The organism is Flavobacterium sp. 9R (assembly GCF_902506345.1).
In the GTDB taxonomy this organism is placed as follows: domain Bacteria; phylum Bacteroidota; class Bacteroidia; order Flavobacteriales; family Flavobacteriaceae; genus Flavobacterium.
Window position 1 is genome coordinate 3,155,922 of record NZ_LR733413.1, and the last position, 14,880, is coordinate 3,170,801.

At 34.5% G+C, this 14,880-nt stretch carries 10 protein-coding genes; 9 read left to right on the plus strand and 1 reads right to left on the minus strand.

Annotated features, from left to right (window positions below; translation table 11 throughout):
- Positions 1–8 precede the first annotated feature (8 nt).
- A complete protein-coding gene (infB, locus tag FLAVO9AF_RS13950; protein ID WP_159690099.1) occupies positions 9–2,864 on the plus strand; it encodes a translation initiation factor IF-2 in 2,856 nt (951 codons plus the stop codon).
- Between the two features lie 78 nt (positions 2,865–2,942).
- Here the strand turns inward: infB and FLAVO9AF_RS13955 are convergent, their stop codons facing one another.
- Positions 2,943–3,332, minus strand: a complete 390-nt coding sequence (locus FLAVO9AF_RS13955) for an SPOR domain-containing protein (protein ID WP_159690102.1) — start codon at positions 3,330–3,332, stop codon at positions 2,943–2,945.
- Positions 3,333–3,547: 215 nt separating this feature from the next.
- Between FLAVO9AF_RS13955 and FLAVO9AF_RS13960 the strand changes: the two genes are divergently transcribed.
- The 8 genes from FLAVO9AF_RS13960 to FLAVO9AF_RS13995 are packed head-to-tail and all read left to right on the plus strand — an operon-like array spanning position 3,548 to position 14,863.
- Positions 3,548–4,873, plus strand: a complete 1,326-nt coding sequence (locus FLAVO9AF_RS13960; RefSeq protein WP_159690104.1) for a c-type cytochrome — start codon at positions 3,548–3,550, stop codon at positions 4,871–4,873.
- 34 nt (positions 4,874–4,907) lie between these two features.
- Complete coding sequence (locus FLAVO9AF_RS13965) at positions 4,908–7,958, plus strand: TAT-variant-translocated molybdopterin oxidoreductase (RefSeq protein ID WP_159690107.1); 3,051 nt, start codon at positions 4,908–4,910, stop codon at positions 7,956–7,958.
- Positions 7,959–7,993: 35 nt separating this feature from the next.
- The gene (gene nrfD, locus FLAVO9AF_RS13970) at positions 7,994–9,397 is read left to right on the plus strand and encodes an NrfD/PsrC family molybdoenzyme membrane anchor subunit (protein WP_159690109.1); all 1,404 of its coding nucleotides are present in this window, start codon (positions 7,994–7,996) and stop codon (positions 9,395–9,397) included.
- On the plus strand, positions 9,390–9,914 hold the full coding sequence (locus FLAVO9AF_RS13975) for a DUF3341 domain-containing protein (protein WP_159690111.1): 525 nt from the start codon (positions 9,390–9,392) through the stop codon (positions 9,912–9,914). Before nrfD ends, FLAVO9AF_RS13975 begins: the two co-directional genes overlap by 8 nt.
- An 8-nt stretch (positions 9,915–9,922) precedes the next feature.
- Positions 9,923–10,468, plus strand: coding sequence for a cytochrome c (locus FLAVO9AF_RS13980; protein WP_159690115.1), 546 nt, complete (start codon positions 9,923–9,925; stop codon positions 10,466–10,468).
- Positions 10,469–10,495: 27 nt separating this feature from the next.
- Entirely contained in the window at positions 10,496–11,863 is a 1,368-nt protein-coding gene (locus FLAVO9AF_RS13985; protein ID WP_159690118.1) for a quinol:cytochrome C oxidoreductase, read from the plus strand.
- A gap of 20 nt (positions 11,864–11,883) precedes the next feature.
- On the plus strand, positions 11,884–13,038 hold the full coding sequence (locus tag FLAVO9AF_RS13990) for a cytochrome c oxidase subunit II (protein WP_159690121.1): 1,155 nt from the start codon (positions 11,884–11,886) through the stop codon (positions 13,036–13,038).
- 28 nt (positions 13,039–13,066) lie between these two features.
- The gene (locus tag FLAVO9AF_RS13995; RefSeq protein ID WP_159690124.1) at positions 13,067–14,863 is read left to right on the plus strand and encodes a cbb3-type cytochrome c oxidase subunit I; all 1,797 of its coding nucleotides are present in this window, start codon (positions 13,067–13,069) and stop codon (positions 14,861–14,863) included.
- The last annotated feature ends 17 nt before the right edge of the window (positions 14,864–14,880 follow it).

The following is a 14,880-nucleotide window of genomic DNA, read 5'->3' on the forward strand; positions in this document are numbered from 1 at the left end:
AAGGTTTTATGTCTGAAGAGAGAATAATAAGAATAAACAAAGTTTTAAGGGAATTGAATATTTCTTTAGAAAGAGCTGTGGATTATCTTAAGGATAAAGGGATTGCTATTGAGTCAAATCCAAACACAAAAATTTCTGAAGATGTATACAATGTCTTGTGCGGTCAGTTTGCTGGTGACAAAGGGAATAAAGAGGCGTCGAAAGAAGTAGGTGAGGAAAAAAGAAAGGAAAAAGAAGCGTTGCGCATTGAGCGTGAAAAGGAAATCGAAAACAAACGCAAAGCAGACGAAGAACGTTTAAGACAACAAGAAATTATCAAAGCAAGAGCTGTGGTTACAGGTCCTGTTCAAGTAGGTAAAATTGATCTTAATCCGAAAAAAGTTGCTCCTGTTTCTAATCCAACTATTGCTGTAGAAAAGCCAGAAGTTCCAGCTGTAAAAGCAACTGAACCTGTAGTTGAAACTAAACCAATTTCTCCAGAAAAACCTTCAACAGACCAACCAGTTGCGAAGCCAATTGCTGGTATTAAAGAAAAAGAAGTAGTTAAAGAAGTGACACCAGTTGTAGAGAAAACTTCTTCAGCTCCTGTTGCTCCTGTTTCAGACGAACCAGTTGAGGAAACTATTACAACTCAATACCAAAAGTTGTCAGGAACTACACTTACAGGTCAAATTATTGATTTATCTCAATTCAATAAGCCTAAAAAGAAAAAAGAAGATCCAAAGATTACTCCAAACAAACCTGGTACTCCTGGGGCTGCTGGAGCAAACAATGCAAATAAGAATAAGCGTAAAAGAATAGCGCCTAAGCCAGGTGCTCCTAAACCGCCAACTACACCAGGTGCTCCAAATCCAAATAAAATCACTCCTAATACAGGCGGTGGGTTTAATGCGAATAGAAGTGCAAGACCTGGATTTGTAAAAGGAAATCGTCCTGCTATTGTAGCTAAAGTTGAGCCTACAGAGGAAGAAGTGAAAAATCAAATTCGCGAGACTCTTGAAAAGCTTCAAGGGAAAGGTGGAAAATCTAAAGCGGCTAAATACCGTAGAGAGAAAAGAGAAACGCATCGTCAAAAAACTGATGATGAACAAAGAGCATTAGATGAGGGAAGCAAAACAATCAAGGTAACTGAGTTTGTTACTGTTGGTGAAATTGCGATTATGATGGATGTGCCAATTACTAAAGTTATAGGTACTTGTATGTCTCTTGGAATCATGGTAACCATGAATCAACGTTTGGATGCTGAGACTTTGACTATTGTTTGTGATGAATTTGGATATGAAGTAGAATTTATCACTGTTGATATTGAAGAAGCGATTCAAGTAGTTGAAGATAAAGAAGAAGATTTAGTAACACGTGCTCCTATTGTTACCGTAATGGGTCACGTCGATCACGGAAAAACATCTTTACTTGATTATATTCGTAAAGAAAATGTAATTGCAGGAGAATCTGGAGGTATCACACAGCACATTGGAGCTTATGGGGTAACTTTAGATAACGGACAAAAAATTGCTTTCTTAGATACACCGGGTCACGAAGCTTTTACCGCGATGCGTGCACGTGGAGCTCAAGTTACGGATATCGCAATTATTGTTATTGCAGCAGATGATGACATCATGCCACAAACGAAAGAGGCGATTTCTCACGCTCAAGCTGCAGGTGTTCCGATTATATTTGCTATCAATAAAATTGATAAACCAAATGCTAATCCAGATAAGGTAAAAGAAAGATTGGCTGGTATGAACCTTTTGGTGGAAGACTGGGGTGGAAAAATTCAATCTCATGACATTTCTGCTAAAGTAGGTACTGGTGTGAAAGAATTACTGGAAAAAGTATTATTAGAAGCTGAAATTTTAGATTTAAAATCTAATCCAAATAAATCTGCTCAAGGAACGGTTGTTGAAGCCTTTTTGGATAAAGGAAAGGGTTATGTTTCGACTATCCTAGTACAACATGGTACATTAAGAGTAGGGGATTATATGTTGGCAGGTAAGCATCACGGGAAAATTAAAGCGATGCATGATGAACGTGGACATGTTGTTAAAGAAGCAGGTCCTTCTACTCCGGTTTCTGTTTTAGGATTAGATGGTGCTGCAACAGCAGGTGATAAGTTTAATGTTTTTGAAGACGAAAAAGAGGCAAAACAAATTGCTGCTAAACGTTCTCAATTGATGCGTGAACAATCTGTAAGAACGCAACGTCATATTACTCTTGATGAGATTGGACGAAGAATTGCTTTGGGTCAATTTAAAGAACTTAATATTATTCTTAAAGGGGATGTGGATGGTTCAGTTGAGGCGTTGTCAGATTCGTTCTCTAAATTGTCTACAGATGAAATTCAAATTAATATTATACATAAAGGGGTTGGAGCTATTACTGAAACAGATGTAATGTTGGCTTCTGCATCCGATGCAATTATTATTGGATTTAACGTTCGTCCTGCTGGAAATGCAAGACAGCTTGCAGATAAGGAAGAAATCGACATTCGTTACTACTCTATCATTTATGCCGCAATTGATGACTTAAAAGATGCAATGGAAGGTATGTTGGCTCCTGAGATGAAAGAAGAAGTTTTAGGAACTGCTGAAATTAGAGAAATATTCAAAATATCTAAAGTTGGTTCTATTGCTGGTAGTATGGTAATGGATGGTAAAATCACCAAGAATGCCAAAATTAGAATTGTACGTGATGGTGTAGTTATCTTTGAAGGTGAGCTTTTAGCGTTAAAACGTTTTAAAGATGATGTTAAAGAAGTTGCCAAAGGTTATGATTGTGGTATCCAGGTAAAAGGATTCAACGATATCGAAGAAAGAGATATTATTGAAGCTTATCACGAAGTTGCAATTAAAAAGAAACTTAAATAGCATTTAGTTTTATATAAAGTAAAAACGCCTCAATTATTTGAGGCGTTTTTGTTTTCAATAGTTTTAAAATACTCTTTTTTATTTTGAAGGTTTGATCAATAAAATGTTTTTGTATTTTTTTTGAAACTCAATTAGATTTCTTTCTGCTTCCATTCTGGTTCTGTAATTTCCAACCCATACTTTGTAATTTGGAGTTTGAAATATTATGGTTGCTTCAGTGTTTTTGTTTTCTAGTTTGAATTCATTTAGAGATTTTTTTGCAAGTTCGCTAACACCACTAAAAATCTGAATTTTATACCTGTTATTTATTGATAAAGAGGTGTTTGATTTTCTTTTCTCATTTAATAACTGCTCTACTTTTGGATCTTGATTGCTGAATGTGTTTTTATTTTGAGCTTGTAATTTCGCTAACGATGTAGTGATTAAAAATGTTAATAATATCGATGTCTTGATTGATGTGTATTTCATAACTAATTGGTTTTTACGCAAAAGTACTACTTAATGAATATATTCAGAATAAAATATTTATTTAGAATCAATATAAATTGAAATTAAGACTATTTTAAGGTTTTGTGAATAGTTCTTAAAGTGTATTTTTGTCGAATATTTTAAAAAAAGTGATTTTTATCATGGTTTAGTTCTGATGAATTCACGACAATATTGTAGATAATTACTATAACTATATGAAAAAGATGGGTAACCATAGTTCGATTACAAGGAAATTATGTTTGAGTTTAGCATTGATGCTGACTGTATCCTTGAGTTTGTTTGCACAAGATCCTGCTCCTGCAGATGCTACTGCTGCTCCTGCTGCAACTTCTGGAGGTGATGCTGTTAAAGGAAAAGAGCTTTTTAATGCCAATTGTGCTGCTTGTCATAAATTAGATGCTAAAGCAACTGGGCCAGCGCTAAGAGGTGTTGCTTCCAAGTATGAAATGGCATGGATTTACAAGTGGGTAAAGAATAGTTCTGATTTAATTAAATCTGGTGATGCTGCTGCTGTAAAAGTATTTGAAGAAAATAATAAAGCGGTAATGACTGCATTTCCTCAATTGTCAGAAGGAGATATTGATAATATTATAGCTTACACATCTGAACCTAAAGCAGAAGCTCCTGCTGCGGCTGCAGGTGCTCCAGCTGTAGACGCGGCTAAAACTAGTGATAGCGGAATAAGTAACAATGTTATTCTTGGTGCTTTGGCATTAGTAATGGCAATGTTGGTTGTTTTGTTGTTTTTGGTAAACAACGTTTTGAGAAAAGTTGCAAAAGCCAATGGTATTGAAGTTGAACCAAAAACTCCTTCGTTGCCAATTTGGAAAGCGTTTGCAAAAAATCAATTTTTAGTTTTAGTTACTGCAATTCTTTTATTGTTGAGTAGTGCTTATTTTGTATATGGTTATTTAATGCAAGTTGGAGTTGATCAAGATTATGCTCCTATTCAGCCTATTCATTACTCTCACAAAATACATGCTGGTGATAATGAGATTAACTGTAAGTACTGTCACTCTGCTGCAAGAGTAAGTAAAAATGCTGGTATTCCTTCTTTGAATGTTTGTATGAACTGTCATAAAAACATTTCTGAAGTGGCTGAAACTACTGCTACTCCAGAATACAGCAAAGCTTTCTATGATGAACAAATTCAAAAATTGTATGCCGCTGTAGGTTGGGATAAATCAACTCAATCGTATACTGGTAAAACGCAACCAGTTAAGTGGGTTCGTATTCATAATTTACCAGACTTTGTATACTTTAATCACTCTCAACACGTAACTGTTGCTGGTATTGAATGTCAAACTTGTCACGGACCTGTTGAAACTTATGAAATTCAAAAGCAATTCGCTCCTTTAACTATGGGATGGTGTATTGATTGTCATAGAAAAACTGATGTTAAGACAGAGGGTAATGAATATTATACCAAAATTCACGAACAACTTTCAAAAAAGTATGGTGTTGAGAAATTGACAGCTGCTCAAATGGGAGGTTTAGAGTGTGGTAAATGCCACTATTAAAAGAAATTATTAAGATTTAATATTTATATATAATATGTCATCAAACAAAAAATACTGGAAAAGTGTTGAAGAGCTAGACGGAAATAGTTCTATTGTTGAGGCGCTTAAGAATAACGAGTTTGTTGAAGAGATTCCTACCGATGAATTTTTGGGTAATAGTGATAAATTGTCTTCTTCTACTTCACGTCGTGATTTTTTAAAGTACGTTGGTTTTAGTACGGCAGCTGCCACATTAGCTGCTTGTGAAGGACCAGTTAACAAATCAATACCATACGTGTTGCAACCTGAAGAAATCATTCCAGGTGTAGCTGATTATTATGCTACAACTGTTTTTGATGGTTTTGATTTTGCTAATTTATTAGTAAAAACTCGTGAAGGGCGACCTATTAAAATTGATAATAATACCATTGCAGGAGCTAAATTTTCTGCCAATGCTAGAATACACGCATCTATATTGTCTTTGTATGACAATATGCGTTTAAAAGAACCAAAAGTTGCAGGTAATGCTGCTTCTTGGTCAACAGTTGATTCAAAATTAAAATCAAGTATTGCTGAAGCTAAAGCTAAAGCAGGTCAAGTTGTGTTTTTAACGAATACTTTGGCGAGTCCTTCTACTGAAAAATTAATTGCTGAATTTATAGCTAAAAATCCAAATGCTAAACATGTAGTTTATGATGCTGTATCTTCTTCTGAAGCTTTAGATGCATTTCAAACTGTTTATGGGAAAAGAGCTTTAGTTGACTATGATTTCTCAAAAGCTTCTTTGATTGTTTCTGTAGGAGCTGATTTCTTAGGAGATTGGCAAGGTGGTGGATTTGATGCTGGTTATGCGCAAGGAAGAATCCCTAAAGCAGGAAAAATGTCTCGTCATTTTCAATTTGAAGCTAATATGACATTATCTGGTGCTGCTGCTGATAAGCGTGTACCGATGACTGTTGCTAATCAAAAGCAAGCTTTAGTTCAAATATATAACATCGTTACTGGAAGCAATGTTTCAGTAAAATTAGATGATAAATTCAAAGCTGAAGTTACAAAAGCAGCGCAACAATTAAAATCTGCTGGATCTAAAGGTGTTTTAGTTTCTGGAATTCAAGATGTTAATGCGCAATTGTTAGTTTTGGCAATTAATCAATCTTTGTCTAGTGAAGCGTTTGTTACTTCTGGTGCACGTTTAATTAGAAAAGGTTCTAACGCTGCTGTTGCGCAATTAATAAAAGATATGAATGCTGGTGCTGTTCATACTTTAATTATGAGTGGAGTTAATCCAGTGTATACTCTAGCGGATAGCAAATCATTTAGTAATGGTTTGAAGAAAGTAACTACTTCAGTTGCTTTAACAATAAAAGAGGATGAGACTGCTTTATTAGCTACTATTGCTGCTCCAGTACCTCATTATTTAGAATCTTGGGGTGATTTAAGTTTAACTGAAGGTACATACAGTATCACTCAGCCGACTATTCGTCCTTTATTCAATACTAAACAATTTCAAGATGTACTATTGTCTTTAAATGGTATAGCAGGTACATATTATGATTATTTAAAATCTGTTTCATCTGGAATCATTGCTGGCTCTTCTTGGAATAAAGTATTACATGATGGTGTTTATGTAGGGGCTATTTCAGCTGTTTCAGCTGGTACCGCAAATTATCTTGGCGCAGCTAATGCTTTAGCTAGTTCAACTACTACAAAAGGTCTTGAGTTGGTATTGTATACTAAAACAGGAATGGGTGATGGTCAACAAGCAAATAATCCTTGGTTACAAGAGTTCCCAGACCCAATAACAAGAGTTTCTTGGGATAACTATATTACAGTATCTAATGCAGATGCAAAAAAGTTAGGGCTTACTAATGAAATAGTTGCTAATGGTGGATTGAATGGTTCATACGTAAAATTAACTTCTAATGGGGTTACTTTAGAAAATGTTCCGGTGATAGTTCAACCAGGTCAAGCTGTAGGTACTGTTGGTTTTGCTTTAGGATATGGACGTAAAGCTGCTCTTAAAGAAGAAATGCAAGTAGGTATTAACGCTTACTCATTGTATAAAGATTTTAATGATTTACAAAACGTAACCCTAGAATTGTCTTCTGGAGAACATGAGTTTGCTTGTGTACAAGGTCAAAAAACATTAATGGGTCGTGGAGATATTATTAAAGAAACAACTTTAGAAATTTTCAATACTAAAGATGCAGAAATTTGGAACGAGAAACCGATGGTATCTTTAGATCATAAAGAAGTAGAAGCTACTTCTGTTGGATTATGGGATTCTTTTGATCGTTCAATTGGTCATCATTTTAATCTTTCTATTGATTTGAATGCTTGTACTGGTTGTGGGGCATGTGTTATAGCTTGTCATGCTGAAAATAACGTTCCAGTTGTTGGAAAAGATGAAGTAAGAAGAAGTAGAGATATGCACTGGTTGCGTATTGATAGATATTACTCTTCAGAAAGTACTTTTGAAGGTGATGTAGAAAGAAAAGAAAACATTGCTGGACTTTCAAGCTCTTTATCTACTTTTAACGAAATGGAGAAAGCTGGAGATAATCCACAAGTTTCTTTCCAACCAGTAATGTGTCAACACTGTAATCACGCACCTTGTGAAACAGTTTGTCCTGTGGCAGCGACTTCTCACGGACGTCAAGGTCAAAATCAAATGGCATATAACCGTTGTGTAGGAACTCGTTACTGTGCTAATAACTGTCCTTATAAAGTACGTCGTTTTAACTGGTTCTTGTATAACAAAAACAGTGAGTTCGATTACCATATGAATGATGATTTGGGTAGAATGGTATTGAATCCAGATGTTAACGTACGTTCTCGTGGAGTTATGGAGAAATGTTCTATGTGTATTCAAATGACACAAGCAACAATTCTTAAAGCAAAAAGAGAAGGTAGAGAAATCAAAGATGGTGAATTCCAAACAGCTTGTTCAAATGCTTGTTCTTCTGGAGCTATGATATTTGGAGATGTTAATGATAAAGAAGCCGTAGTTACTAAATTAGCTGCAGACGAAAGATCATATCATTTGTTAGAGCACGTAGGAACAAAACCAAACGTGGTTTACCAAGTTAAAGTTAGAAATATCTAGTAAAAAAAATTAATTAAGAATCAATATAAAGGATTATGTCGTCTCATTACGAAGCAACCATTAGAAAACCCTTAGTTATAGGTGATAAGTCTTATCACGATGTAACTGTAGATGTAGCTGCACCTGTTGAAGGTAAAGCCAATAAGCATTGGTGGATTGTGTTTACAATCGCATTAACCGCTTTCCTTTGGGGATTGGGTTGTATTATTTACACAGTATCCACCGGTATCGGAACTTGGGGATTAAACAAAACAGTAGGTTGGGCTTGGGATATCACTAACTTTGTTTGGTGGGTAGGTATCGGTCACGCTGGTACTCTAATCTCAGCGGTACTTTTACTTTTCCGTCAAAGATGGAGAATGGCTATTAACCGTTCAGCGGAAGCAATGACAATTTTTTCTGTTATCCAAGCAGGTTTATTTCCAATTATCCACATGGGTCGTCCTTGGTTAGCATATTGGGTACTCCCAGTTCCAAATCAATTTGGTTCATTATGGGTTAACTTTAACTCACCATTGCTATGGGACGTTTTTGCAATTTCTACGTATCTTTCAGTTTCATTAGTTTTCTGGTGGACTGGTCTTTTACCTGATTTTGCTATGCTACGTGATAGAGCGATTACACCATTTAACAAAAGAGTTTATTCTATTTTAAGTTTCGGTTGGAGCGGTAGAGCAAAAGATTGGCAACGTTTTGAAGAAGTTTCATTAGTTTTAGCTGGTTTGGCTACTCCTCTTGTACTTTCTGTGCATACTATTGTATCGATGGACTTTGCTACTTCTGTTATTCCAGGTTGGCATACAACTATTTTCCCCCCATATTTCGTAGCTGGTGCTGTATTCTCTGGATTTGCAATGGTTAACACTTTGTTGATTATTATGAGAAAAGTTTCTAACTTAGAATCTTACATCACGATACAACATATCGAATTGATGAATATTGTAATTATGATTACAGGTTCTATAGTTGGTGTTGCTTACATAACTGAGTTGTTTATTGCGTGGTACTCTGGAGTAGAATATGAACAATACGCTTTCTTGAATAGAGCGACTGGTCCTTACTGGTGGGCATATTGGGCGATGATGACATGTAACGTATTTTCTCCTCAATTTATGTGGTTTAAAAAATTGCGTACAAGTATAATGTTCTCATTTATCATTTCGATTGTGGTAAATATAGGAATGTGGTTTGAGCGTTTTGTAATCATTGTGACTTCTTTGCACAGAGATTATTTACCATCTTCTTGGACAATGTTTTCACCAACCTTTGTTGATATTGGTATTTTTATTGGAACTATTGGATTCTTCTTTGTATTGTTTTTGTTGTATTCTAGAACTTTCCCTGTTATCGCTCAGGCTGAAGTAAAAACAATATTAAAAGGAAGTGGAGATAACTACAAAAGAGAAAGAGAAGCAAATAAAGATGTACACCATGAGTAATAAAGTAATATACGCTATATACAACGACGATGATGTATTAATGGATGCTGTTAAAAAAACACGTGCAGCACATTATCATATTGAAGATGTTTTTACCCCTTTTCCGGTTCACGGATTAGATAAAGCAATGGGACTTGCACCAACTAGATTAGCTATTTGTGCTTTTATCTATGGTTTGTGTGGTATTTCATTCGCAACTTGGATGATGAACTATATTATGATTCAAGATTGGCCTCAAGATATTGGAGGTAAACCAAGTTTCAGTTATATTGAAAATATGCCTTCTTTTGTGCCAATTATGTTTGAAGAGACTGTTTTCTTTGCTGCTCACTTGATGGTTATTACTTTCTATATGAGAAGTAGATTATGGCCTTTTAAAGAAGCCGAAAATCCTGATGTTAGAACTACAGACGATCATTTTTTAATGGAAGTTGCTGTAAATGATAATGAAGAAGAATTAGTTTCTTTTTTCAAAAGCACAGGAGCAGTTGAAGTAAATGTAATAGATAAGAATTAATTGTAGCTATGAGAAGTATATATAAATTAACACTTTTGGCTGGTATTACTTTGTTAGTTTCATCTTGTCACGATAAATTGGCACCAAACTATCAGTATTTTCCAAACATGTATGAATCGGTTGGTTACGAAACATATTCCGAATCTAATGCATTTAAAGACGGAAAAGAAGGTCAATTGCCTGCAAAAGGTACTATCAAAAGAGGTTTTGATGTGTATGAATATGAAAATTCTACAGCTGGTTATGAATTGGCAAAAGCTAATTTAAAATCACCTTTAGATTCATTAGAAAGAAATTCTGAAAAAGGAAAAGAACTTTTTGAAATTTATTGTATCAGTTGCCATGGTGCTACTGGAAATGGTAAAGGAAAATTAGTTGAAAGAGAAAAGTTTCTTGGTGTACCTAGTTACGCTGACCGTCCAATTACAGAGGGAAGTGTATTTCATGTTATTACTTATGGATTAAATTCTATGGGATCGCATGCAAACCAATTGAGTGCCCATGAGCGTTGGTTAGTTGTAGACTATGTTCTTAAACTAAAAAGCGAATTATAATTGTTGAACAAACTGATCGTAATAGATATGTATACATTTTCAAGTAGATTAAAAACTTTTTCTCTTATTCTAATGGCTGTAGGCTTGTTAGGTATAGGTTATGGTTTTTATAGTGCACCAAAAGATATTCAAGAAGTAGAAGCTCTTCTTGCTGCTGATTCACACGGAAGTCATGGAGAAGCATCTCATGCTACTACAGCTGTTGCTCATGATGAGCATGCTGCTACAACTTCACATTCAGATAAAGCTGAAAAAGCGAATCATAGTGTTAAGGAAGACGCTGAGCACAAAGAACATTTAGAGCATGTTTTGCATCAATTAAGCAATAAGCCTTGGGCTGCTGTATATGTTGCTTGTATCTTTTTTATGCTTTTATCATTAGGAACCCTTGCTTTCTATGCAATACAACAAGTAGCGCAAGCAGGTTGGTCACCAGTTTTATTTAGAGTAATGCAAGGAATAACTGCTTATTTACCTTTTGGTTCAGTAATTTTCTTTGTTATATTGGTTTTATGTGGTTTACACTTCAATCATTTGTTTATCTGGTTAGATCCTGAAGTCGTTGCACATGATAAATTGATACAAACTAAATCTGGTTATTTAAATTTCCCTTTCTGGATTATTAGAGCTGGTATCTTCTTGTTAGGATGGAATGCTTATAGATATTTTTCAAGAAAAAACTGTTTAGCACAAGATGAGGCTGATGATAATACTTTTTACAAAAAGAATTTCAAAATGTCTGCACTTTTCTTAGTTTTCTTTATTGTTACTGAGTCTATTATGTCTTGGGATTGGATTATGTCAATTGACCCACATTGGTTTAGTACATTGTTTGGTTGGTATGTTTTTGCAAGTTTCTTTGTAAGCGGTATTACTACTATTTGTATGGTTACTTTATATTTGAAATCTAAAGGTTACTTAGAGCACGTAAATACTAGTCACATTCATGACTTAGCTAAATTTATGTTTGGTATCAGTGTATTTTGGACTTACTTATGGTTTTCTCAATTTATGTTGATTTGGTATGCTAATATTCCAGAGGAGGTTACTTATTTTGTAACTAGAATTCAAGAATTTAATTTACCATTCTTTGGTGCTGTAGCTATGAACTTCTTATTTCCAGTTTTAATTTTGATTAATACCGATTTTAAACGAATCACTTGGGTATTGGTTATGGCTGGTACAGTGATACTTTTAGGTCACTATATTGATTTCTTCAATATGATTATGCCTGGTACTGTAGGAGATCAATGGTTTATAGGAATTCCTGAAATTGCATCAGTTCTATTCTTTCTTGGGTTGTTTATTTATGTTGTATTTACTGCACTTACAAAAGCACCTTTATTGCCAAAAAGAAATCCTTTCATTGAGGAAAGTAAGCACTTCCATTATTAATATTTTAAACAGAAAAACAGATGACAAGTTTGTTGGTAATTATAGTTTTAGTTTTATTAGCTGTTGCGCTTTGGCAATTGACTAAGATATTTGATCTTACACAAGTAGGTTCAAAATCTGATGATTCTCAAATAGCAACTGATAATGATAACAATGTACAAGGATATTTAATGTTTGGCTTTTTAGCTTTTATTTATGTATTCACGATATTTGGTTTATTGAAGTGGGGTGATTTGCCTCTACATACTCCTGCTTCTGAGCATGGAGCTACGGTTGATAGTTTAATGAATATTACTTGGATATTAATCTTTACTGTTCAAGCAATTACTCAAGTTTTATTACACTATTTTGCTTTTAAATATCGTGGAAATAAAGATAAAAAGGCACTTTACTTTGCTGATAATAATAAATTAGAAGCTATTTGGAGTGTTATTCCTGCTGTTGTTTTAGCTGGTTTAATTTTATACGGTTTATATGCTTGGACTAACATCATGTTCATAGATGATGAAGAGGATACAGTAGTTATTGAGTTGTATGCTCAGCAATTTAAATGGACAGCTAGATATGCTGGATCGGATCAAGTACTTGGTAAAGCTAACGTTCGTTTGATTGATGGTGTAAATTCTGTTGGTATGGATTTATCTGATAAGAATGCTCAAGATGATTTCTTAGCTACAGAGATACATATTCCAAAAGGAAAAAAAGTTCATTTTAAAATGCGTTCACAAGATGTATTGCATTCAGCTTATATGCCTCATTTTAGAGCTCAAATGAATTGTGTTCCTGGAATGGTTACAGAATTTGCTTTTACTCCTGTTTACACTACAGCAGAATATAGAGAGTTACCATTTATGGTAGAAAAAGTTGCCAAAATTAATGATTTGCGTGCAAAGAAGAGCGCTGAATTAGTTGCTAAAGGTGGTACAGCTCTAGATCCTTATACATTTGACTACTTGTTACTTTGTAATAAAATATGTGGTGCATCTCACTACAATATGCAAATGAAAGTTATTGTTGATTCACCAGAAGATTATAAAAAATGGTTAAGTGATAAAGTAGCTTTAGCTAAAGAATTTAAAGCTTCTAAAGAAACCCCAGCTGCAGAAGGTGCTACTCCTAGTGATAGCTCTAAAGTAGCAAACGATCCAGCTGCTGTGAAAGTAGCTATGAAATAATTATTTAAGAATATTTAAAAGTATATATATGTCAGCAGAAGGTCACGATCACGGACACGATCACGAACACGAACACCACCATAAGGATACATTCATTACTAAATATATTTTTAGTATTGACCATAAGATGATTGCAAAACAATACTTAATTACAGGTATTGTTATGGGAATTATTGGTGTTGGAATGTCATTGCTTTTTAGAATGCAATTGGCTTGGCCAGAAGAATCTTTTAAAATTTTCAATATTTTATTAGGTGATAAATTTGCTCCAGAAGGAGTTATGGCTAATGATATTTATTTAGCTTTAGTTACAATTCATGGAACCATCATGGTGTTCTTTGTATTGACAGCAGGTTTGAGTGGTACTTTTAGTAATTTATTAATTCCACTTCAAATTGGTGCAAGAGATATGGCTTCTGGATTTATGAATATGATTTCATATTGGCTATTTTTCTTGTCAAGTGTAATTATGATTTGTTCCCTTTTCGTTGAAGCTGGACCAGCTTCTTCTGGTTGGACAATTTATCCTCCATTAAGTGCCTTGCCTCAGGCAATACCAGGATCTGGTACTGGTATGACATTGTGGTTGGTTTCAATGGCTATTTTCATTGCATCATCATTGATGGGTTCATTGAATTATGTAGTTACTGTTATTAACTTGAGAACAAAAGGTATGTCAATGACTAGATTGCCACTTACTATTTGGGCATTCTTTGTTACAGCTATTATTGGTATCATTTCTTTTCCAGTTTTATTATCTGCTGCATTGTTATTAATATTTGACAGAAGTTTTGGAACATCATTTTTCTTGTCTGATATTTACATTGCTGGAGAGGTTTTACATTATCAAGGTGGTTCTCCAGTACTTTTTGAGCACTTGTTTTGGTTCTTAGGACACCCAGAGGTTTACATCGTATTGTTACCTGCTTTGGGTATCACTTCTGAAATCATAGCTACTAACTCTCGTAAACCAATTTTTGGTTATAGAGCGATGATTATGTCTATTTTGGCTATCGCTTTCTTATCAACTATTGTTTGGGGACACCATATGTTTATTTCAGGGATGAATCCATTCTTAGGTTCTGTGTTTACATTCACAACCTTATTGATTGCTATTCCATCTGCTGTAAAAGCGTTTAATTATATTACAACTTTATGGAAAGGTAACTTACAATTGAATCCAGCTATGTTGTTTTCAATTGGTTTGGTTTCTACATTCATTACAGGTGGTTTGACTGGAATTATCCTTGGTGATAGTACTCTAGATATCAATGTTCATGATACTTATTTCGTAGTTGCTCACTTTCACTTGGTGATGGGTATTTCTGCGTTGTATGGTATGTTTGCTGGAGTTTATCATTGGTTCCCAAGAATGTTTGGTAGAATGTTGAATAAAAATTTAGGATATGTTCACTTTTGGGTAACTGCGATTTGTGCTTATGGTGTATTTTTCCCAATGCATTTTATCGGTTTAGCTGGTTTACCAAGACGTTATTATACAAATACTAACTTTCCACTTTTTGATGATTTGCAAAATGTGAATGTTTTGATTACTACTTTTGCTTTAGTAGGTGGTGCATTCCAGTTGGTTTTCTTGTATAATTTCTTTGCTAGTATTTTTTATGGTAAAAAAGCAGAACAAAATCCTTGGAAATCTAATACGCTTGAATGGACAGCTCCAGTAGAACATATTCATGGGAACTGGCCAGGTGAAATTCCTGAAGTTCATAGATGGCCTTATGATTACAGTAAGCCAGGACATGATGAAGATTTTGTACCTCAAAATATTCCTATGAAAGAAGGTGAAGAAGTTTTACATCACTAATTTCTAAAATATATAAA

What these genes read in the sequence shown, in the direction of transcription:
- FLAVO9AF_RS13960 (WP_159690104.1), top strand. Translation starts at nt 3,548, where the DNA reads ATGAAAAAGATGGGTAACCATAGTTCGATTACAAGGAAATTATGTTTG.
- FLAVO9AF_RS13965 (WP_159690107.1), top strand. Translation starts at nt 4,908, where the DNA reads ATGTCATCAAACAAAAAATACTGGAAAAGTGTTGAAGAGCTAGACGGA.
- FLAVO9AF_RS13975 (WP_159690111.1), top strand. Translation starts at nt 9,390, where the DNA reads ATGAGTAATAAAGTAATATACGCTATATACAACGACGATGATGTATTA.
- nrfD (WP_159690109.1), top strand. Translation starts at nt 7,994, where the DNA reads ATGTCGTCTCATTACGAAGCAACCATTAGAAAACCCTTAGTTATAGGT.
- infB (WP_159690099.1), top strand. Translation starts at nt 9, where the DNA reads ATGTCTGAAGAGAGAATAATAAGAATAAACAAAGTTTTAAGGGAATTG.
- FLAVO9AF_RS13955 (WP_159690102.1), bottom strand. Translation starts at nt 3,332, where the DNA reads ATGAAATACACATCAATCAAGACATCGATATTATTAACATTTTTAATC.
- FLAVO9AF_RS13990 (WP_159690121.1), top strand. Translation starts at nt 11,884, where the DNA reads ATGACAAGTTTGTTGGTAATTATAGTTTTAGTTTTATTAGCTGTTGCG.
- FLAVO9AF_RS13995 (WP_159690124.1), top strand. Translation starts at nt 13,067, where the DNA reads ATGTCAGCAGAAGGTCACGATCACGGACACGATCACGAACACGAACAC.
- FLAVO9AF_RS13985 (WP_159690118.1), top strand. Translation starts at nt 10,496, where the DNA reads ATGTATACATTTTCAAGTAGATTAAAAACTTTTTCTCTTATTCTAATG.
- FLAVO9AF_RS13980 (WP_159690115.1), top strand. Translation starts at nt 9,923, where the DNA reads ATGAGAAGTATATATAAATTAACACTTTTGGCTGGTATTACTTTGTTA.